The 21087-nt window shown below is 61.8% G+C and carries 16 protein-coding genes; 7 read left to right on the top strand and 9 right to left on the bottom strand.

Annotation, left to right across the window (positions count from 1 at the left end; genetic code table 11):
- Positions 1-5 precede the first annotated feature (5 nt).
- From CKW32_RS27510 to pbpC, 3 genes are read right to left on the bottom strand one after another with little or no spacing between them, the layout of a single operon-like run.
- Positions 6-755, bottom strand: coding sequence for a methyltransferase domain-containing protein (locus tag CKW32_RS27510; protein ID WP_032887143.1), 750 nt, complete (start codon positions 753-755; stop codon positions 6-8).
- Positions 748-1056, bottom strand: a complete 309-nt coding sequence (locus tag CKW32_RS27505) for a MazG-like family protein (protein ID WP_003188211.1) — start codon at positions 1054-1056, stop codon at positions 748-750. Before CKW32_RS27505 ends, CKW32_RS27510 begins: the two co-directional genes overlap by 8 nt.
- Before the next feature lie 53 nt (positions 1057-1109).
- Positions 1110-3440: a peptidoglycan glycosyltransferase PbpC gene (gene pbpC / locus CKW32_RS27500; RefSeq protein WP_095186489.1), complete on the bottom strand. Its 2331-nt coding sequence runs from the start codon at positions 3438-3440 to the stop codon at positions 1110-1112.
- 89 nt (positions 3441-3529) lie between these two features.
- On the opposite strand from pbpC, the gene CKW32_RS27495 reads away from it, so the two are divergent.
- A complete protein-coding gene (locus CKW32_RS27495; RefSeq protein WP_032887145.1) occupies positions 3530-3823 on the top strand; it encodes a hypothetical protein in 294 nt (97 codons plus the stop codon).
- A gap of 120 nt (positions 3824-3943) precedes the next feature.
- Here the strand turns inward: CKW32_RS27495 and CKW32_RS27490 are convergent, their stop codons facing one another.
- A complete protein-coding gene (locus tag CKW32_RS27490) occupies positions 3944-8839 on the bottom strand; it encodes an alpha-2-macroglobulin (protein ID WP_095186488.1) in 4896 nt (1631 codons plus the stop codon).
- Positions 8840-9136: 297 nt separating this feature from the next.
- On the opposite strand from CKW32_RS27490, the gene CKW32_RS27485 reads away from it, so the two are divergent.
- A complete protein-coding gene (locus tag CKW32_RS27485) occupies positions 9137-10474 on the top strand; it encodes an MATE family efflux transporter (protein ID WP_095186487.1) in 1338 nt (445 codons plus the stop codon).
- On the opposite strand, the gene CKW32_RS27480 is transcribed toward CKW32_RS27485, so the two are convergent.
- From CKW32_RS27480 to CKW32_RS27460, 5 genes are all read right to left on the bottom strand, one after another.
- Positions 10419-11312, bottom strand: a complete 894-nt coding sequence (locus tag CKW32_RS27480; RefSeq protein ID WP_095186486.1) for an alpha/beta hydrolase — start codon at positions 11310-11312, stop codon at positions 10419-10421. The genes CKW32_RS27485 and CKW32_RS27480 overlap by 56 nt on opposite strands.
- A gap of 91 nt (positions 11313-11403) precedes the next feature.
- Positions 11404-13317 carry an arginine decarboxylase gene (speA, locus tag CKW32_RS27475; RefSeq protein WP_032887150.1) on the bottom strand — a complete coding sequence of 638 codons (1914 nt, stop codon included), beginning with the start codon at positions 13315-13317 and terminating at the stop codon, positions 11404-11406.
- Positions 13318-13459: 142 nt separating this feature from the next.
- Positions 13460-13831: a translation initiation factor Sui1 gene (locus CKW32_RS27470; RefSeq protein ID WP_005784408.1), complete on the bottom strand. Its 372-nt coding sequence runs from the start codon at positions 13829-13831 to the stop codon at positions 13460-13462.
- Between the two features lie 179 nt (positions 13832-14010).
- Positions 14011-14547 (bottom strand): NUDIX hydrolase, encoded by a 537-nt coding sequence (locus tag CKW32_RS27465; protein WP_032887152.1) that lies wholly within the window; start codon positions 14545-14547, stop codon positions 14011-14013.
- A gap of 2 nt (positions 14548-14549) precedes the next feature.
- Positions 14550-15617: a DUF2333 family protein gene (locus tag CKW32_RS27460; protein ID WP_032887153.1), complete on the bottom strand. Its 1068-nt coding sequence runs from the start codon at positions 15615-15617 to the stop codon at positions 14550-14552.
- A 299-nt stretch (positions 15618-15916) separates the two neighbouring features.
- Here CKW32_RS27460 and CKW32_RS27455 point away from each other — a divergent pair, with 299 nt between their 5' ends.
- From CKW32_RS27455 to CKW32_RS27435, 5 genes are all read left to right on the top strand, one after another.
- Positions 15917-17587, top strand: coding sequence for a PleD family two-component system response regulator (locus CKW32_RS27455; RefSeq protein WP_032887154.1), 1671 nt, complete (start codon positions 15917-15919; stop codon positions 17585-17587).
- 53 nt (positions 17588-17640) lie between these two features.
- The gene (locus CKW32_RS27450) at positions 17641-19602 is read left to right on the top strand and encodes a methyl-accepting chemotaxis protein (protein ID WP_095186485.1); all 1962 of its coding nucleotides are present in this window, start codon (positions 17641-17643) and stop codon (positions 19600-19602) included.
- 307 nt (positions 19603-19909) lie between these two features.
- Entirely contained in the window at positions 19910-20365 is a 456-nt protein-coding gene (gene aroQ, locus CKW32_RS27445) for a type II 3-dehydroquinate dehydratase (protein WP_010213488.1), read from the top strand.
- Positions 20366-20389: 24 nt separating this feature from the next.
- Positions 20390-20851: an acetyl-CoA carboxylase biotin carboxyl carrier protein gene (gene accB / locus CKW32_RS27440; RefSeq protein WP_027607997.1), complete on the top strand. Its 462-nt coding sequence runs from the start codon at positions 20390-20392 to the stop codon at positions 20849-20851.
- Between the two features lie 17 nt (positions 20852-20868).
- The coding region (locus CKW32_RS27435) for a biotin carboxylase N-terminal domain-containing protein (RefSeq protein ID WP_274603016.1) at positions 20869-21087 on the top strand (219 nt) is incomplete at its 3' end.

The raw sequence follows: 21087 nt of genomic DNA, 5'->3' as shown, positions 1-21087 counted from the left end.
GCCGCTTAAACCGGACGGCAGATCCAGTGCAAATAACGCCCAAGTCCGGCAAAGCTTGGGTGACGACGGTGAGCGAGTTCCATCTCTACAAGGTCCTGTAAATCCGCGCGGGCCTGGAATTCCACCGGCATATAGTCGTGAAAAACCCGCACGCCACTTTGGCTTTCGACCTGCCAAAGCCCGTCGAGTTGCGCCGCTAATTCGCGGGGGTCGAGGGGCTGTTGCGGGGTCAGGCTCTGCTTTTCGCCGGCCATGTCGTTCTTGCGCATTTTGCGGAAGTGGCCTTTGAGCAGGTTGCGATAAATCAGCGCATCACGGTTGTAAAACGCCAGGGACAGCCAGCCACCGGGCACGGTCAGCTGGTGCAGCACCGGCAGGATCGCATGGGGTTCGGCCAGCCATTCCAGCACCGCGTGACACAGCACCAGATCGTAAGGTTCGGTGAGCTGGCCAAGCAGGTCTTGCCAGGGCGCCTGGATAAAGGTCGCCGTTTGCCCGGCCTCGGCGAAGCGCTGGCGCGCCCCCTCAAGCATCGGCTCGGCGGGTTCGGCCAGGGTCACCAGGTGGCCGCGCTCGGCCAGCCACAGCGACATATGCCCCAGGCCTGCGCCGATATCCAGCACGCGCAACGGGCGTTCCGGCAGGGCTTCGGCCAGGTCGGCCTGAAGCACCGCCAGGCGGATTGCGCCTTTGGCACCGCCGTAGATTTTCTCGGCAAAGCGTGTAGCCAACTGGTCGAAATGACGATCACTCATGGGCAAACCGCCGTTCGCTGTCAGCCAGTTTGGCGCGCACCACCTCATTCATGTCCAGGCCCAGCTCACTGCACAACAGCAGCAGGTACAGCACGATATCGCCGACTTCCTGGCCGGCGTGGGCGAGTTTGTCAGCGGGTAACTGGCGAGATTGGTCTTCGGTCAGCCATTGGAAGATTTCCACCAGCTCGGCCATTTCCACGCTGGCAGCCATGGCCAGGTTTTTAGGGCTGTGGAACTGCTTCCAGTCGTTGGTATCGCGGATGCGGTGAAGACGTTCGGTGAGGTGTTCGAGGTTCATGGGAGGGGCTCCTGAAGGTGTGTAGCTTCCGGCGGAAATTCAGAGAAGGCAAGTTAATCCACCACGCTGAACTCAATCCTGGCCGTCTGCCCCGCCTCATCGAGCACGCTTAATTGATAGCGGCCCAGTCGCTCGAAACTGGCATTGATAAAGTCCTGATTGGCGCTGTCGCCCAACGGCGCGCCATTAAGGAACCACCACCGTCGACCACTGCCGCCCAAGGCGGAGATTTTAAGACGCAGGGCTTGTTGGCTGGCGGCGGGCAGGCGCAATTGGTCGCCTTCACGCACGCCAACGATGGACAACGGTGAAGACGCGGCCAGCGCTGGCGGCGGGCAATCCGCGTCGGCGGCTGGGATGCGTGCTTCACGGCGTTCGGCCCTTGGCAGCCAAGGTTCCAGCGGTGCTGGCCACAGGGCGATAGGCTTGGCGACTGCGCCGGGGCAATGAGCATCGACCCGCAAGCCCTTGGCATTGACCCAGACGCTTTCCATCAACCCCACACTCAGCGGTTGATCCAACGCCTGCAAGGTCGGCGGCGTGGTGTTGTCCAGGGTCCAGGCGAAGCGTTGGCGGCGGCAATTGGGATCGCTGCGGCTCATGGGCTGGCCCAGCGGCCAACAGATCGCCGCAACGCCGACGTTGGCCGGCACCGGTTTGACTGGCGCGCTGATGCCGCGCTGGCTGTCGCGGTTGGTCAACACGTCGTGCACCTGCAACATCAGTGGCGCCGCTGACGCCAAGCCGAACTGGCCCGGCACGGGCGTGCCGTCCGGTCGGCCGATCCACACGCCAATCAGGTAACGCGGCCCCACGCCAATCGCCCAGGCATCGCGAAAGCCGTAGCTGGTGCCGGTTTTCCAGGCGAGCACCGGGCGCTGCACCAACTCGGCACGCGGGTCGCGATCCGGCCGCGCTTGCCCACTGAGGATGCGCCGCACAATCCAGGCAGAGCCCGGCGACAGCATTGGCCGCTCTCTCAGCGCGTCGTCCGGCTGCAGTCGGATAGAGGCGCTCTTGCCGTCCCGGGCGAAGGCGCTGTAACCGCCCACCAGATCTTCCAGACGGCTGCCCGCGCCGCCCAGGATCAGCGCCAGGTTCGGCTCGGCCAGCGCGGGCAATGCCAAGGGCACACCGCCGATGCGCATCTCGGCAGCAAACCGCTTGGGCCCGTAGGCTTCCAGCAACTGCACCGCCGGCAGGTTAAGGGAGCTGGACAACGCAGTACTCGCCGGCACCGCGCCGGTAAACCCCATGGAGAAGTTGCCCGGCCGATAATCGCCATACCGCCGGGGCACGTCCTGCAACAGCGATTCGGAGTGAATCAACCCATCATCCAGGGCCATGCCATACAGAAAGGGTTTCAAGGTCGAGCCCGGCGAGCGCAGCGCGCTGATCATGTCCACATGGCCAAAGCGCTTGGCGTCGTTGATATCCACCGAGCCCAGGTACGCCCGCACCGCCATGGTTTCCTCTTCCACCACCATGATCGCCGCCGAAGTGTGCTCCGGCAGCCGCGCGCGCCAGCCCAGCAACAGATCTTCGAGGCGGCGTTGCAGGGTGGCGTCAACGGTCGTGCGGATCAGCGGCGGGCTGTCGGGGCGGTTCAGGCGGCGAGCGAGCAAGGGCGCCAGGCTCGGTTCCAGACGCGGGGCAAGTAGCAGCGGTTCTTCAAGGGCTTCGTCGACCGCCGATTGCGGCCATACCTGGAACTCGGCGAGGCGGCGCAAGACCTTGTCCCGAGCCTCCTGGGCGCGCTGCGGATGCCGATCTGGACGCAGGCGGCTCGGCGCTTGTGGCAGTACCGCGAGCAAGGCCGCTTCGGCATGGGTCAGTTGCGCAGGGGATTTGCCCAGGTACGCCCAACTGGCCGCCGCCACGCCCTGCAACGTGCCGCCAAACGGCGCGCGGTTCAGGTAGAGGTTGAGGATCTCTTCCTTGGACAGGTGCCACTCCAACTGCGCCGTGCGCCACAGCTGACGCAACTTGCCATGGAAGGTGCGCGAATGCGGGTCGAGCAAACGGGCGACCTGCATCGACAAGGTGCTGCCGCCCGACACTACCCGCGCGCCGGTCAGGTTCTGCCACGTCGCGCGCACCAACGCCAACGGGTTTACGCCAGGGTGTTGGTAGAACCAGCGGTCTTCGTAGGTGAGCAAGGCATCCAGGTAATACGGCGAGACTTCACCGGTTTGCACGGGGTAGCGCCACACCCCATTGGCATCGGCAAACCGCCACAAGGGTGTGCCATCCTCGGCCAGCACCACCCGCGCCAAGTCGTCCTTGGGCAGGGGCAGCGGCCAGATGCGGTCGGCCAGCCACAGCAGGGCAATCACCAACAGAAGGGTCGCCAGGGTCCAGCGGGCAACTAAACGCAAATTCAAACGGGCAAACCTCTATGCTGGTAGGGAACTAGCCTGTTGCATTAACAACCAAAGGCACAGACACGCCCACCTCTTATCAGGACATGCACATGCAGGTAGAAAGCTTTTTCGAATGGTTGGGCCAGGCGCTCGGTTCCATCATCCGTTTTATCGTCGACGGCCTCAGCGGATTATTCGGGGCCCTGACTCATGCCGGGGGCAACTTTGTCGAAGGCCTGTCCCGAACCTTGGGCATGGATACGTCGATTATCAGCATCATCACGCTGATCGTCGGCCTGATGCTGCTGTACTCGGCAGTACGCGCGTTTATGCGGGCGTCGATCATCATGGGGATTATCTGGCTGCTGCTGGGCCTTTGGCTGCTTAGTTGGGTCGTGCACTAAGCCAGGACGGTCAGCAATCGCCTGTGGGAGGGGGCTTGCTCCCGATAGCAGTGTTTCAGTCAATGCATCTGGCAACTGACCCACCGCTCTCGGGAGCAAGCCCCCTCCCACATTGCTTCTTCAACGACCCTTAATGACCAAGTCCACCGGGGTCTCTCCCACCGCCTGCCAGTTCGGTCGATACATGGACTCCACTTGCGGAGGCGGCACGCGATAGGTGCCCGGAGTCACCGCACGCGCCAGGTACAGCAGGTGCGTGGTGCCATCGCCGTCCAGGTTGATCGCCGCCACGTAGCGATCATTGCGGAACTCCTGATGCTTAAGCGCCGCATTCTGCATCGACTCGCGCCATTCCTTCACTTGGCTGCTGGCGTTTTCCAGGCTGGCGGCACTCTGGGCCAAGTTCTGGTTTTCCAGCTCCAGGCCCGCGGGCAGCAGGTCGACCACCAAGGCATCCGGTACACGCTGCTTGGCGCTGACCGCCAAGTGCACCAGCACCAGGTCGCCGCTATTGAGGTTGCGCAGGTTCAGCGGCTGGCCGTTCATGCCCAGGTATTCGCGGCGGATGCTCAGGTTGTCGCCACCCGGTGCCGGGGGCACTTGCGGGTAACCCGAGATCGTCAGTTGCTGGTACACCGGTGTTTCGCCCTGATTGCTCAGGCTCAGGTCGCTGGACAGCAGGTTGCCTTCCAGCGCCAACGTCGACTGCTGGTTGTTCAACTCGTGCACACCGCCGCTGCCGGTGAGGGACACTTGCCAGTTCGCTTCAGGCTTGGCAAACCCAAGCCGCCCCGCCAGAAACAGTGAATTGCGCTCCTGGGTCGACAGGTACGGGCTGGCAGCCAGTTGATCCGACAACGTGAACAGACGCTCCTCACGCTTGCCCTTGGCCAAGTCATTTTCTTCCAGCAACGCCAGGATCATCGCTTGGTCCCGCAGCGGGCTGCCGTAGTCGGCCAGCCATTCCTTGGCGCTACGTTGGGCTGCCAAGCCAGCCTGCAAGGCCTGGTCCGCGCGTGGCTGGTCGCCCATCTTCTGCAAGGCAATGGCCAACTGCACCAGCGGCAACCCGGAACGCGCATCGCTGCGCCGTTCGAAAATGCTGCGCAGCGCCCCCAGTGGCGCCTGCTGACTGCGCGCCAGCACCATGCCGGCGTAGGCCTGCACGGCAAAGCGTGTGTGTTCGGCGTTGTCGCTGTAGTCGACTTCGATCAGGTTGCGCTCCTGCACATACCGCAGCAGGCGCTCGCTGGCCTTTTTCAAGGCTTCAGGCGGCACGGCAAAACCCTGGTCGCGGGCGCGCAGCAGGAAGTCGGTGACGTAGGCCGTCAGCCAATATTCCTCTTCACCGTCAGCGCCCCACAAACCAAAACTGCCGTTGTAGCGCTGCATGCCCAGCAGGCGTTCAATGCCCAGCTCGATCTTGCGCTTGCGCTCGGCATCCGGCTCGCCCTTGATGCTCAGTCGCTTGAGCAAGGCATCGTCAGCGTACAGCGACGGGTACAGGCCGCTGGCGGTTTGCTCCAGGCAACCATAGGGGTAAGCCTTGAGCGCCGAGATCTGTGCGCCGAGGTTCAGCGGCGGCCGGCTCGACAGGCTCAAGAGCGCCTCGCGCCCGGAGGTGTCGAACTGATCCAGGGTGCCGGCTGGCAAACTCCAGGGTTCGCTTTTAAGCACTGCGCGGTAATGCTTGAGCAACGCGGGATAGGCCGGGCGCACGCCCAAGGTCCACTCACGGCTGAACGGCGGCAGGTTTTCACCCGGCAGATCCAGCCCGTTGACTGTCACTTTCACCTTGCCTTTGCCCAACCCGCCCCAGGCTTTCACCGGGATGCGCAGGGTGGTGCGCTGGCCTTGCTTGAGCTCAACGGTCTGCGCGGCAGTGTTGACCAATTCCAACTGCCCCTCGGCACTCAATTGCACATCGAGTTTCTGCGCCTTGCCCGACAGGTTCGACAGGTCAAGGGCCAAGGTGGTCTGGTCACCGCCGGCCAGAAAGCGCGGCGCTGACAGTTCAGCAATCAGCGGTGCGGCAATCACGGTCTTGGCTTCGGCCATGCCGTAACGGTCATCGCTCCAGGCTTGGGCCATCAGGCGCAACTCGCCGTTGAAGTCGGGGATATTGACGCTGACTTCACCCTCGCCTTTGTCGTTCAACGTCACCGGCGCGCTTTGCAGGGCGACGATGGTCACGCTGGTGTCCGGGCGCTTGCCGCCCTTGGCCAGCGCGGCGTCACCACCAAAGGCCAGGCTGGCCAAACGGCCCTGCCCGGCTTCGATCAACTGGCCGTAGATGTCGAATTGGTCCACGCCATAGGCCTTGCGGCCGAAGAGGCTGGAGTACGGATCGGGCGTCGGATACTCGGTGATATTGAGGATGCCGACGTCCACGGCTGCCACCAGCACATGCACCTGTTTCGGCACGCTGCCGTCGGCATTTTTGGCGGAGATCTTCACCGTCAGCGGTTGTTTGGGGCGCATTTTTTCCGGCGCGCTGAGGGTCACGCCAAGCTTGCGCTGGGTGCGATCGAGCGGCAGATGCAGCAGGCCCACTGCGCGTTTGGGGGTGATGTTGGCTTTGCGCTCGCCGGGGCGAATCACCAGGGCGCTCACGTACAGGTCGTGGCGCGACCATTTCGGGTCGAGCTTCACGGCGAAGCTTTTGCCCTCGGCCGGTACGTCGATTTCCTGCCACCACAGCGGTCCTTCGGCGGATTCCACCAGCAGGTAGCCTTTACCGGCAGCGGGCGGCGTCACGGTGACGTTGGCGGTGTCGCCGTCGCCATAGGCCGGTTTATCCAGCGCCAGCTTGACCTGATCGGGCCGTACGGCGCCGCCTTCGGTGTTGTCCTGGGCCTGATAACCGGCCCAGAAACGCAGGCTGCTGATCAGCCCGGTCTGCGGGTCTTCGACTTCGACGCGGTACGGCCCCCACTCCACTTGGAAGCTGACCTTGGCGGTGTCGCCGGCCTTGATATTCAGGGTCTGTTCGTCGAGGTTGAGGAATTTCTCGTTGTAGTGGTAACTCCAGCCGTCATTGTCGGAGTAGTTCCAGTAATAGTCGCGGCGCTCGCGCACCAGGCGCACCTTAAGGTTTTGCGCAGCGAGTTTCTGCCCGTCCTGATTGGCCAGCAGCACTTCGAATTCCGCCGGGCCATCACCATTGGTTTCGGTGCCGTCAAACAGCCCGCGCAGGCCCGGCAGTTGCTCGGCCGGCCAGATCGGTTGCACCAAGCGACGGGTGATCGGCCGACCGCCCGACTCTTGCAGGCTGGCCTGCACGATCAGTTGCAAGGGGGATTTAGCTTCGGCCCATTTGCTTTCGAGGGTCAGTTTTTCCTGGCCCTTGGCGTCGAGGACGCTTTCGTCCAGTTCGAAATCCTGGCTCAGTTCTTCTTCGGTGACCGAGCCGAACTGATAACCAGGGAGCGACTTGACCGCTTCGCGCAGCGGCCGCACATACACTTGCCCGCTGACCCGATTACCCGACGCAGGCGCGCCGTACAGGTAACGACCGTTAACCTGGATGACCGGGTTATCCGCCGGGCTCAGCGCCGTGTCGCTGCCCTTGAGTTCCAACGCCAGGCGCTCGGGCAGGAAGTCTTCGACGAGGAATTCATACAGCTGCGGTTTACCGTCACCCAGGTCGAACACCAACTGCCAGCGCCCGGTCGGTGCTTCGCCGGCCAGTTGCAGTTGATATTGATACAGGCCGGATGCGTCAGCATCCCACACGAATTTGCGGCTGACCTGTTCATCCGGGCGACGTACCTCGACGCTCACCGGTTGCGGCTTGACGGCGTTGCCGTCCTTGTCGCGCAGCAGGGCGTTGAGCAGCACGGTTTCGCCGGGGCGATACAGGTCGCGTGGGCCGAACACAAAAAACTGCAACGGGTGCGAGGGTTGGCCGCCGATGTCGAACTCGGCAAGGTCCAGCGCAGCGCTGTCGAGGCGCAACAGGCTGGTCTGTTCGCCCTGCTTGGCGAGCAAGACCTGGGCCTTTTTCGGCAACGGCAACTCAGCGTGGCCGCCCTTCTCGGTCTTGCCCTGGCCCAACACGCGGCCATCGGCATCGAGCACTTCCAGGTCCACGCCATCGAGCGCCTTGCCGCCTTCCAGCGCCTGGGTAAACACATCCAGGCGATTGGCATAGCGGTGCACCGACAGCCCGATATCACTCAGGGTAAACAGCGTCGCCGGTTGCGAATAGTTGTAGGTGCCCGACGCGCGCATCACCGCCAGGTACACGCCCGGTTGTTGCAATTGCTTGAGGCCGGCGATCGGCAGCAACAGGGTTTCGCGGGTGTTGCGCGCCGGATTGAGGTCAAAACGGCCGCCGTAGACCAGATCCGCCAGCGGCAGCAGTTCGCGGGATTCATAACTTTGCAGGCTGGTGTTGCGCCCCCACTGCGCCAGGAATGACGGTAGGGATTCAGGCTTGATGCGGAAGAATTCAACGTCGATTTTGTCGACGTTCAGCGCGATCACCGGCAGGCCCTCAGCGAGGCGCGTCGGCAGCAAGGTGCCACGGCTGGCAAAGCCGACAGTGGCTTGAAGGTCACGGGTTTCCAGGCGGGCGATGTACTCGGCGGCGAGCGTGTTGTCGTTGACCGCCTTTACACCGGCGTCGACCGTCAGCACCAGTTTGCGTTGCGGCTCAAGGTGGCGCAGGCGCAGCTCCATCAGGTTATCCGAGAGCTCCCAGGCGCCATCGACCTTGCCCGACTTGCTGTCCACCAGATGGAGCTTGTCGGCGAATTTCTGATCGGGGTCCAAGGGAATGGAAAAACTCACCGACAAGGTGCTGGCCCCGTCCAACTGAACCTCGGACACGTCCACCACGCTCAACTCACGCCCGGCGTAGCGCTGCTTGAGCGCTGGCACATCCACCGCCGCCTTGGCCGGTTTCGGCGCTGCCGCCACTGTAGGTGCGGGCGGCGTAGCCGGTTTATCGGAGGAATCGCAGGCGCTCAGCAGGGCCAGCGCGCAGGCCAGGAACAATCCTTTGTTAAGCATGGGGCACTCGTAGTCAGAGGGAACCGAGGGGTGAACTATATATCAGTGCCGGCGAAGCCGATGTGGCGCTGGTCACATTGACCGACGGAGGGTGGTTTGGTTCTCGATCGGCTCAAGCCAAGCCAGTTCCCACACACACTGGAGATCAAACTGTGGGAGGGGGCTTGCTCCCGACAGCAGTGGGTCAGCTACAGATAGGCTGGCTGATCTATTGCTATCGGGGGCAAGCCCCCTCCCACATTGGTTCTGCTGCGTAGCTACTGGACGGTTACAATGCCGCTCCCCCAAGGAGCCTGCATGTCCACCTTACTCACCGACTGGCGCCACCGCCCTACCCATCGACGCGTCTGGGCCCTTGCCGCGCCAATGATTCTGTCGAACATCTCGGTGCCGCTGGTAGCCCTGGTCGACAGCATGGTCATCGGCCACCTGCCCCATGCCCATCAACTGGGCGCCGTGGCCGTCGGGGCCAGCCTGTATACCTTTCTCGCGTGGGCCATGGGTTTTCTGCGCATGGGCTCCACCGGTTTTGCCGCGCAGGCTGCAGGGCGCAATGACGGGGCGGCACTGCGGCAAATCCTGCTGCAAGGTCTGTTGCTGGCACTGGGGCTGGCGATGCTGCTGGGCACCGTGGGCATTCCCCTAAGCCACCTCGCCCTGGAATGGATGCAGCCCTCCCCCGAGCTGAATCAGCTCACCCGCGACTTCTTCCACACGCGCCTGTTCGGCCTGCCCGCAGCCCTGGCCACTTATGCGCTGGTCGGCTGGTTCCTCGGCACACAGAACGCCCGTGCGCCGCTGGCAATTCTGCTGACCACTAATCTGGTGAATATCGCTCTCAACCTGTGGTTCGTACTCGGTTTGGATTGGGGGGTCGTCGGGTCGGCGAGAGCGTCGGTCATCGCCGAATGGACCGGCGCCCTGCTCGGCCTGGCGCTCACACAAAAGGCCCTGCGCGCCTATCCAGGCCATATCGCTTGGGCCGCGCTGAAAGTGTGGCAAAGCTGGCGCCCGTTGCTGGCGGTCAACCGCGACATCTTTATCCGCAGCCTGGCGCTGCAATCGGTGTTTTTCATGATCACGGTGCAAGGCGCGCGGCTGGGGGATGCCACCGTTGCTGCCAATGCCTTGCTGCTTAACGGCCTGCTGCTGACGGCGCATGCGCTGGACGGTCTGGCCCACGCGGTCGAAGCCCTCTGTGGCCACGCCATCGGCGCCCGCGACCGCCAGTCGCTGCACCGCTCATTGGTGGTCGCCGGTGGCTGGTCGCTGATCGCCAGCGTCGGGTTTGCGCTGCTGTTCAGCTTTGCCGGGCACCTGTTTATCGCCATGCAGACCGATATCCCCAGCGTGCGCGACACCGCTGACACCTACCTGCCTTACCTGGCGCTGCTGCCACTGATTGCGGTGTGGAGTTACCTGCTGGACGGCCTGTTTATCGGCGCCACCCGCGCGCGGGAAATGCGCAATGGGATGCTACTAACGGTATTGCTGACACTGCCGTTTGCCTGGGCGTTGCAGGGCCAGGGCAATCATGGGTTGTGGATAACCTTTCTGCTGTTCATGGCCCTGCGCAGCCTCACTTTGTGGGCGATAGCCTGGCGCTTGAACCAGCGGGATCAGTGGCTTGGATAAACGCTGTCACTTGGTTCAACACTGGCGCCAGCCAGCGCAACGGCTTGGCGAAAGACGCCACTAACGTCGCGTGGTTGGTCCTGGTGAAGTAGAACGCCTCAACCGGCACACCCGCCTCGCGCAATTTTTTCGCCAGCCCTGCGGTATTGCGCGTCGGGTTGACCAAGTTGTCGTCGGTCGAGGCCATCAGCAGCGTCGGCGGCGCGTCACGGCTGACGTGGTTGATCGGCTGCGACTCCGGCGGTGAATCGGGGAAGAAGAACACCGGGCGCACGTCCTGGTTTTCAATCGGCAAGAAGTCATAAGGCCCGGCCAGGCCAATCCATCCCTTGAAGATCGACGGCGCCAAGCCCACTTCTTTTAGCCAACGCCCATCCAGCGCCAGCATCGAGGCGTTGTAGGCGCCGGAGCTGTGGCCCATCACATAAAGCTGCTGGGGATCGGCGCCATATTCAGCGGCGTGGTTATATGTCCAGGCCACCGCTTTGGCGCCGTCCTGAAGAAAGGCGGGGTAACGCACTTGCGGGTACAGCCGGTAATCGGCGATCACCACCACGATGCCCCTTGAAGCCAGGGCTTCGCCGACGAACCTGTAATCGTCCTTGGATCCGCTGTTCCAGCTGCCGCCGTAAAAGAACACCACCACGGGAGCGTTGGGCACGGCAGGAACGGCTCGGTATATATCGAGTTTCTGGCGGGGATCATCGCCGTAGGCAATGGCTGAAGTCTTGGTGAAGGTACTGCTGGGGGTGAGTGCGTTGAGCACTTTTATTGGGGAGCAGGCTGCCAGGAAGGCGGCGAAGGCCAGGGTAAACGCTTGCAGGTATTTGCTCGACATCATTGACCCCCACGAAGAAGGTACTGCCAAACGAGGCCCAGCTATGGGAGGGGGCAAGCCCCTTCCCACACTGGATCTGTGTCGCCTGTACTTACGAGGAAAGGTACGAAGAGCGCGTCAGGCCCAAACGCAACGCGTCCAAGAACTGAGTACGCTCCGACGCGCTGATCTTCGCGCTCGCACACTTGTCACGGTAGTGAGTCATCAACTCCTCCGGCGACAAGTGCACGTAGCGCAGCATGTCTTCGATGGTGTCGTGTGTCTCGATCCCGGCGCTGTACACCGAACCGTCTTCACGCTGGTAGATGTTCACCGAATCGGTATCACCGAACAGGTTGTGCATGTCGCCCAGGATTTCCTGATAGGCGCCGACCAGGAAGATACCCAACAGGTAGTCTTCACCTTCGTTCAGGGCGTGTACCGGCAGGCTGGTTTCGATGCTCTGCTCGTCGACGTACTGCTTGATCTTGCCGTCGGAGTCGCAGGTCAGGTCTTGCAGCACGGCGCGGCGCAGCGGCTCTTCGTCGAGACGGTGCAGCGGCAGGATCGGCAGTACCTGGCCGATGGCCCATGTGTCCGGCAGGCTCTGGAATACCGAGAAGTTGCAGATGTACTTGTCGGCCAGCTTGTCGTTGAGTTCGTCCAGCACTTGGCGGTGCGAACGCTGGCGGGCTTTGAGCGAGTTGTGCAGACGGCGGCACACCGCGAAGTAGCACTGTTCGGCCAGGGCTTTTTCGGCCAGGGTCAGTTTACCGTCGGCGTACTGGGTGGCCACGTCGCTCATGTAGTGAGTGGCGCGCCAGTAGGTTTCGGTGACCATCTCGATATCGGTCGGACCCAGCAGGTCCACCAGCCATTGCACGGTTTCCGGCAAGCTTTCCTTGTTTTCGATGACCGGGATTTCGTCGTTGTGTTTCTCGACGTCAGTCACCTGCACCACCAGCATGGCGTGGTGAGCAGTCAGGGAACGACCGCTTTCGGAGAAGATATTCGGGTGCGGCAGGCTCTGCGCGTCGCAGAACTCCTTGAGCATGCCCACGACCACGCCGGCGTAGTCGTCCATGTCGTAGTTGATCGAGCTGGCGTTACGCGAGTGGGTACCGTCGTAGTCGACGCCCAGGCCGCCGCCCACGTCGATGTGGTCCACCGGCAGGCCGAGGTTGCGCAGTTCGCCGTAGTAACGAATGGCTTCCTTGAACCCGTGCTGGTAATCGGCCAGGTTGGCGATCTGCGAGCCCATGTGGAAGTGCAGCAAGCGAATGCCCTGGTCCAGCCCGGCCGCGCGGAAGCGCTCAACCACGGACAACAGCTGCGCCGCCGACAAACCGAACTTGGACTTCTCGCCACCGGTGTCTGCCCATTTGCTCGACGCCAGGGACGACAAGCGCACACGCAGGCCAACCTGAGGCTTGACCTTGAGGTTGGCAGCCTCTTCGATCACCAGGCCGACTTCGGATTCTTTCTCTATCACGATAAACACGTTGTGACCGAGCTTCTGGCCCATCAGCGCAAGGCGGATGAACTCACGGTCTTTGTAACCGTTGCAGACGATGGTGCCGCCCTTCGGCGCCAGGGCCAGTACGGCCAGCAGCTCAGGCTTGGAGCCGGCTTCAAGGCCGATAGACACGTCCTGAGTGGCGATGATGTTCTCGATCACCGCTTCCTGCTGGTTCACTTTGATCGGGTACAGCGCGGTGTACTTGCTCTGGTATTCCAGGCGCTCGATGTTGGCGTCGAAGGCGCCGGTCAACTGGCGTACACGGTCTTGCAGGATGTCAGGGAAGCGCACCAGCAACGGTAACGACAGGCCGCTTTTGCGCAACTGGTCGACTTGCTCGAAGAGATCGACAGGCGTGCTGTTCGGGCCGTTCGGACGGACTTCAACGCGACCGGCGTCATTGATCGCGAAATACCCGGCCCCCCAATGGCGGATCCCGTAAACACTGCGGCTGTCCGCAACTGTCCATTGGCTGCCATCGTCTTTGCGTGTGCGTCGTACGGACATCGAAGTCCCCTATAAATGAAGGCGAAGGCGCCACCTCTCAGGGAGGCTGGCGCAGTCTAAAGAATGAAAATGACGATTTGCCTGTAAGGAAGGTAGACCCCACTCGCAGGACAGAGTTTAGACACAGGTTGGGAAGAGGCTGTCAGCCGCCGGACTTCTTGGCCTTGTAACCGAGCTTGATCAGCTCGGCCAACAGCAGTTCGACGTGATCGCCCTGGATCTCGATGACGCCGTCTTTCAACGCGCCACCGGTGCCACAACGCTTTTTCAGCGTGGTAGCCAGTTCCTTGAGCGCATCTTCAGCCAGGGGCACGCCGGTGATAGTCGTCACCGTCTTGCCGCCACGGCCCTTGCTCTCGCGTCTCACGCGGGCAATACCGTCGCCTTCAGGGATCAGGGTCTGTTTGCAGGTACACGAATCCACGGGCTGACGACAGTCCGGGCAGTGTCGACCTGCATCGGTGGAAAATACCAGGCCACCAAGGGCGGCGAAGGATGCGGCTTTTTTGGCCACCGGCAATCCTCTTGGGAGGATGAAGACTGATCGGCGCGCTCAAGCACGACCGACCGCGAAGCCCCACTCAGGCAGGGGCAGCGCTACCGAACCGCCAAGGTGGCTCGGGTGAAAAGTCGCGCAGTGTAACGGCAAAAGGCCGACTTGCTAAGGGCCAAATGGCGCCAATTTATGCAACTTTAGCGACGCGAGGCCAGATAGCGGCGCAAGCCCTCTTGTGCGTCCGGGCAGTAGGGCTTTTGTTCGGCCTCCTGCAGGACAATTTCGATGGGCAAAAAGCGCGCTTCCATGACTTCTTCGGGCTGCAACCGCAGGGGGCCATCCCACACGGCGGAATAGGATCTGCACCAGAGCCGGTTGTTACCGTCCTCAAAGTAGAAATGATCATGCTCGACCAATTCCACCCCGCCCACACCCAGTTCTTCCTCCAGCTCACGCGCTGCAGAGTCGGCGTACTCTTCCCCGGCCGCCACCATGCCGCCGGCCGCCGTATCCCAAAATCCTGGGTACATGGCTTTGCTCAGGGTACGCCGGTGCACACACAGCTCGCCGGCAGAGTTGAACAGGAAGATAAACGTGCAGCGGCCAATCAGGCCGCGCTGGCGAAGGTCGGACCTGACGAGGGTGCCGAGCAGGTTGTCCTGCTCGTCGACCCAGCAAATCAGTTCAGCATCGGAAGCCGCACGGTGCGCGGCCTCCTGTTGAGAAGCGTCCATCATCAACCCTGGTTAAGCAGCTGACGCAGATCAATCACCGCAGCGTTGGCCCGCGAGATGTAGTTGGCCATCACCAGCGAGTGGTTCGCCAGTACGCCGAAGCCGCTGCCGTTGAGGATCATCGGGCTCCAGACAGGTTCTTGGGAGGCTTCCAGCTCACGGATGATCTGGCGCACGCTGACCGTGGCGTTTTTCTTGGCCAGTACGTCGGCGAAGTCAACTTCGATAGCGCGCAGCAGATGGGACAGTGCCCATGCCTGGCCACGGGCTTCGTAGAACACGTTGTCGATCTGCATCCATGGGGTTTCCACCACTTCTTCGTCGACCTGCGGCACTTCACCCGGTGCCAGGGCTTCGGTTTTCAGTGCGGTGTTCAATTTGACCCGGCCCACGCTGGCCGACAGGCGTTGGGACAACGAACCCAGACGGGTAGCAACATCACCCAGCCAGTTGTTCAGGTTGTCGGCACGCGAATAGAACAGTGCGCCGCGTTGGTTGGGGTCGGACAGGCGCGCTTCATAGCGGTTCAGGGAGTTGATGCCTTCCTGATACTCCGACTCGCTCGATGGCAGCACCCAGCTCTTGTTGTCGAAGTTGAAGCGCGGCTCGGCCTTCGCCAAGTCGGCGTCTTCAGCCGACTGCGACTGGGAACGGGCGAAATCTTTACGCAAGGCACGGGTCAGGTCGCGCACTTGCACCAGCACGCCGTATTCCCAGCTCGGCATGTTGTCCATCCACAGGCCCGGCGGGAAACGGTCGTTGGAAATATAGCCACCTGGCTTGTTCAGCAAGGTGCCGACCACGGTCTTGAGGGTTTCGACGGTGGTATAGCCCACCACCATCTGCTTGCCTTCTTTCTCGGCAGCAATTTGCGCGTTCTGCTGGACCGGGAACAGCGCCGGCTCTTCGCTCCAGTACCAACCCAGGGCACCTGTGACCAACAGGTACAGGCCAAGCACGCTAAGCAGCGCCCGACTCATCAGCAGGGTACGAAAATAGCTGCGGTTGGCCGACTTTGGCTCAGGGGCGGGGCCTTTGGCACTGCCTGCGCGGTTTTTCCAGTCCAGCATGGCGATATCCTTTCAATCACTTGAGTTCATGCACTTGAATTGACGGCGTGCGTTCAAACACTCCGACCACAACCCTACCCCATCGTGCCCGCCCATGCGGGGCTTTTCACCAAACTGGCGCGCGGGAAGCATTCGACTATAAAGGATGCACGCGTTTTACGCTGTGCGACTGTCAGGTCATTAACTGAATATCGCCGACATGCAGTTAATTGACATATGACACTCATCCCGCTGACAAGAGGTGCTAGCATAGAGCCATCAGTTCGACCTCAGCATGCACCCTTACTAGTAGTCAGGATATGACCGAGCCAGAAGACCCCAGCCGTGAGCGTCTCAAGCAGCATTTTGCCCAGCGGGTAATTCATCAGGCACGTCAAATTCTTGAGATCTGGCAGCGCCTGCAACGCAGCGAATGGTCAGGCGCCGACCTCTCAGAACTCAGTGAGGCCAACCTGCGCCTGCTGCGCTTCGCTGAGCGTTTTGAGCAGCCCGAACACGGCCAGTTGGCACGCAACATCGGTGAATCACTCAAAGCTGTGGATGAAAATCGTGGCCGCCTGAGCAGCCAACTGATCACCGAACTCAACCGTTTGATGCAGCGCCTGTCCCGCACCGGCCTGCGCCAGGGCGACCAGCTGGAACAAACCTTCCTGCCGCCGATGCGCAAGCCGATCTACGTGATGCTGGCCGATCACGACCGCGCTGAGCGCCTGGCCAAGCAGCTGGAATTTTTTGGTATGAGCGCCCAATCTCTGGACAGCGTGGCAGCGTTTCGCGCGTCCATGGCCGAGCGCCTGCCGTCGGCAATCGTGATGGACGTGGATTTCTGCGGCCCAGGCCTGGGCCTCAAGCTCGCTGCCGAAGCCCAGGAAGGCCTGGAGCAAAAGCTGCCGCTGTTATTTTTCAGCCTGCACGAAACCGATACCCCGACCCGCCTGGCCGCCGTGCGCGCCGGTGGCCAGGAGTTTTTGACCGGCACACTGGAAGCCTCCAGCCTGCTGGAAAAAATCGAAGTGCTGACCTGCGTCGCCCAGTACGAGCCCTATAAAGTGCTGATCATCGACGACTCGCGCGCCCAGGCGCTGCACACCGAGCGCTTACTCAACAGCGCCGGGATCGTCACCCGCACCTTGATTGAGCCGATCCAGGCCATGGCCGAACTGGCGGACTTCCAGCCCGACCTGATCATCCTCGACATGTACATGCCCGCCTGCACCGGCACCGAACTGGCCAAGGTGATCCGCCATAACGACCGCTATGTGAGCGTGCCGATCATTTACTTGTCGGCCGAAGACGACCTCGACAAGCAATTGGATGCGATGAGCGAAGGCGGTGACGACTTCCTCACCAAGCCGATCAAACCGCGCCACCTGATCACCACCGTGCGCAACCGCGCCGCCCGCGCCCGCCACCTCAAGGCGCGAATGGTGCGCGACAGCCTGACCGGGCTGTACAACCACACCCATATCCTGCAATTGCTCGAAGACTGCAGCTTCCGCGCGCGCCGCGAGAACAAGCCGCTGAGCTTTGCCATGCTCGACATCGACCACTTCAAGCGCGTGAATGACAGTCACGGCCACCCGATGGGCGACCGCGTAATCAAGAGCCTGGCGCTGTTTCTCAAGCAGCGTTTGCGCAAGACCGACTACATCGGGCGCTACGGCGGTGAAGAATTCGCCATCGTGATGCCCGACACCGACCTGGAGTCGGCCTGCAAGGTGCTGGATGAAATCCGCGGGCGCTTTGCCGAAATCCACTATCCGGCACAACCCCAGGACTTGTGGTGCACTTTCAGCGCCGGGCTGGTTGAGTTGTGCGACGGCTCCGACAGCCTGATGATGGCCGCCCAGGCCGACGAGGCGCTGTATCGCGCCAAGCATGCCGGACGCAACCGTGTGCAAGCCGCGCGCGCATCAAAGCAAAGTGCCACCTTTTCACCGGAATCCACTGATTCCGTCATAACGCTGTAATGAAAACGCAATAACTTCAGGCACTTACCTTTTGCTGTCGGTTGAAACCACGCATGCGCCTGAAGCTGCTGACCAATCTCAATACCCTTCTTCTGGTGGCCGTGTGCCTGGCACTTGGGGCGACGCTGTGGTGGTCGCAGCGGGCGCTTGAACGGCCGTATTTGCTGATGGAGCGCTACCTGGGGTTGTCCCAGACGTTCCAAAACCAAGCTGCGCGCAATATCGACGAGTACCTTGCGAGCGGCGACGCCCTGCGCCTGAGCAGCGCCAGCCAAAGCCTGGAAAACCTGCTGCAACATCTGGATGATTTGCCCGCTGATCTGGCGCAGAACCTGCGCCCCAGCCTGGTGGCCCTGGATGCATTCAGCAAGACCGACTTGCTGGCCGCCGGCAAGCTGGCCGGCGACCCACAAGCGTTGCTGCTGCAAGCAGAGCGCGAATTGGGCGCCAATCTGGACCAGTTGAGCCAGTACGCCATCAGCGTCAATTCCCCTGAAGCCGCACGCTACTTGCCGCCACTGCTGACCGCGTCCCAGCACCTGGGCAGGTTGTCCCTGGCCCGCGACAAGCTGGTGAGCAGCGGGCGCGCAGAGTTGGCCGATGATGTTGAGCGCGAAGTCGCCAATATTCGCGCCCAAGCCGACGTACTGGGGCAACTGCCATTGCTTGGCGTCAAAGCCAGCAGCGAGTCCAACACCGATGATTTTTCCGCCTTGATGGGCCTGGAAAACACTGAAAAAACCGAAGCCCAGGACACCGGCGTCGACCTCAAGCGCGAGCTCAACAGCCTGCTGACCCGCTACCCCGCCGAACTCAAGCGCACCCGCGAACAGATCCAGCAACGCGCCGACCTGGCCGCCAGCACCCACCAGAAGATCAACGCCGTGCAACAGGCCATCGCTGGGCTTGAACCTGTCGTACGCGCACAACATGGGCTCATCCAAGGCGAAGTACGCCTGATGCAAGGGGTGATGATCGGCCTGATCCTGCTGATCGCGCTGTTGATCGACACCCTGCAACGCCGCTTGGCACGGGTGCTGACCAATCTCGCACCCGCCCTATCCACCTGGGCCGAAGGCAACTTCAGCCAGCCGATCGCACTGGGCAAGACCAACCGCGAACTGCGCGACATTGAAGCCTCTCTGAACCGTTTGCGCGCTTACTTGGTGGACTTGGTGGGCACCATTCGCGGCAATGCCGAAGAAGTGGCCGGCAGCAGCCGCGCCCTCGCCGAACTGAGCAGCGGCCTGCATGACGGCGCTGAACGCCAGGCGGGCGACACGGCGCAAATCCGCGACTCCCTGGGCGAACTCGAAGCAACCATCCAACAGGTCGCCGGCGATGCCAGCCAAGCCGCCAGCGCCAGCCGCAGTGCGGGCCAGGCGGTGGAACAAGGCCAGCGGGTGATCGGCCTGAGCCTGACCGGTTTGCATGCGCTGGTCGGCGAAGTGCAGCAAAACGCGCAGATGATCGAGAAACTTGCTGAAGAGTCCGCCACCATCGGCGGTGTGCTCACCGTTATTCGCTCGATTGCCGACCAGACCAACTTGCTGGCACTCAACGCCGCCATCGAAGCCGCCCGCGCCGGGGAGGCCGGACGTGGATTTGCTGTGGTCGCGGACGAAGTACGTACCCTCGCCCAGCGCACCGCCGGCGCCACCGCCGAAATCCAGGGTTTGATCACCGGCCTGCAAAACGCCGCTCACCAGTCAGTGGAGGGCATGCGCGCCCAGGTCGAACACGCCGAAGCCACCGCCCAGCAAGCTCAAGCGGCTGACGGCGCACTGGATGAAATCGTCGGGGCAATCCAGACCATTTCCGACACCGCTGTGCGGATTGCCGATGTGACGGCGCAGCAGAGTGGTGCGGTGAGCGAGATTCGCGATAACAGTGAGCGGATTCATCAGTTGGGTGAGGATAATTTGCTGCGCATCGGCCAAGGCCGAAGCCAGGGCGAGCACCTGTTGGTACTGGGTGGGCAGCTCAATACGGCGGTGCAGGCGTTCCGCGTCTGACCTGCCCCATGAAGATCCAAAATCAAATGAAGATCAACATGTGGGAGGGGGCTTGCTCCCGATTGCGGTGTGTCAGTCTCAGCACCTGTAACTGATCCACCGCTATCGGGAGCAAGCCCCCTCCCACATTTGATCTTCACGGGATTCAAGGGCGTATTACCAATGACCAGATCTCGACCACCAGTCACAAATTTTGCGCAATCCTCGCTAATCGTGCTGCCTACTGCATAGAACTGGACAGTCACAAAGGCTTTGCGGCATAGTCGCCGGGTTCTGCCGTACTCCCATCAATAACAAGGAACAGCCGATGGCGACCCTACTGGTTCTTCACGGACCCAACCTGAACCTGCTCGGCACCCGCGAACCGGGCGTCTACGGGGCTGTGACCCTGGATCAGATCAACCTTGATCTGGAGCGACGGGCTCGTGAAGCTGGCCACCATCTGCTCTACCTGCAAAGCAATGCCGAGTACGAATTGATTGATCGCATTCACGCCGCGCGCGGCGAAGGTGTGGACTTCATCCTGATCAATCCCGCCGCTTTTACGCACACAAGTGTTGCATTACGTGACGCGCTGCTGGCGGTGAGCATCCCATTCATCGAAGTGCATTTATCGAACGTGCATAAACGCGAAGCTTTCCGCCATCACTCGTACTTCTCCGACGTAGCGGTAGGAGTGATCTGCGGCCTTGGCGCCAGCGGTTACCGACTGGCCCTGGAGGCCGCCCTGGAACAACTTGAACAACCGGCCAAGCGCCCCTGACCGCCCCTTGGGAGTTGATGATTCATGGATATCCGTAAAGTTAAGAAACTGATCGAACTGCTGGAAGAATCCGGTATCGACGAGCTGGAAATCAAGGAAGGCGAAGAGTCCGTCCGGATCAGCCGCCACAGCAAGACCCCGGCCCAACAGTTCTACGCGCCACAGATGCAAGCACCGGCTCCGGCCGCTGCACCTGCTGCCGCGCCAGCCGCTGCCGCCGCACCTGCTGCCCCGGCCGCTCCTGCACTGAACGGCTTCGTGGTCAAATCGCCAATGGTCGGTACGTTCTACCGTACCCCGGCACCGACCTCGCCAGCCTTCGTTGAAGTCGGCAAGACTGTGAAAGTGGGCGACACCATCTGCATCGTTGAAGCGATGAAAATGATGAACCACATCACCGCTGAAAAAGCCGGCGTCATCGAATCCATCCTGGTAGAAAACGGTCAGCCGGTTGAGTACGACCAGCCGCTGTTCACCATCGTTTGAACCGCGGAGCGCCTTCGATGTTGAAACCTGCGAAGAAACTGCAAAAAGTCCTGATCGCCAACCGCGGCGAGATCGCGCTGCGGATCCTGCGCGCCTGTAAGGAAGAGGGCATCAAGACCGTCGCTGTTTACTCGACGGCCGATACCGAATTGATGCACGTGAAACTGGCGGACGAAAGCATCTGCATCGGCCCGCCACTGGCCACGAACTCGTACCTGAAAGTCTCGAACATCATC

The organism is Pseudomonas sp. Irchel 3H9, from assembly GCF_900187495.1.
Classification (GTDB): domain Bacteria; phylum Pseudomonadota; class Gammaproteobacteria; order Pseudomonadales; family Pseudomonadaceae; genus Aquipseudomonas; species Aquipseudomonas sivasensis.
The sequence above is the reverse complement of the archived record's forward strand: the minus strand, read 5'-3'. Positions and strand labels throughout refer to the sequence as shown.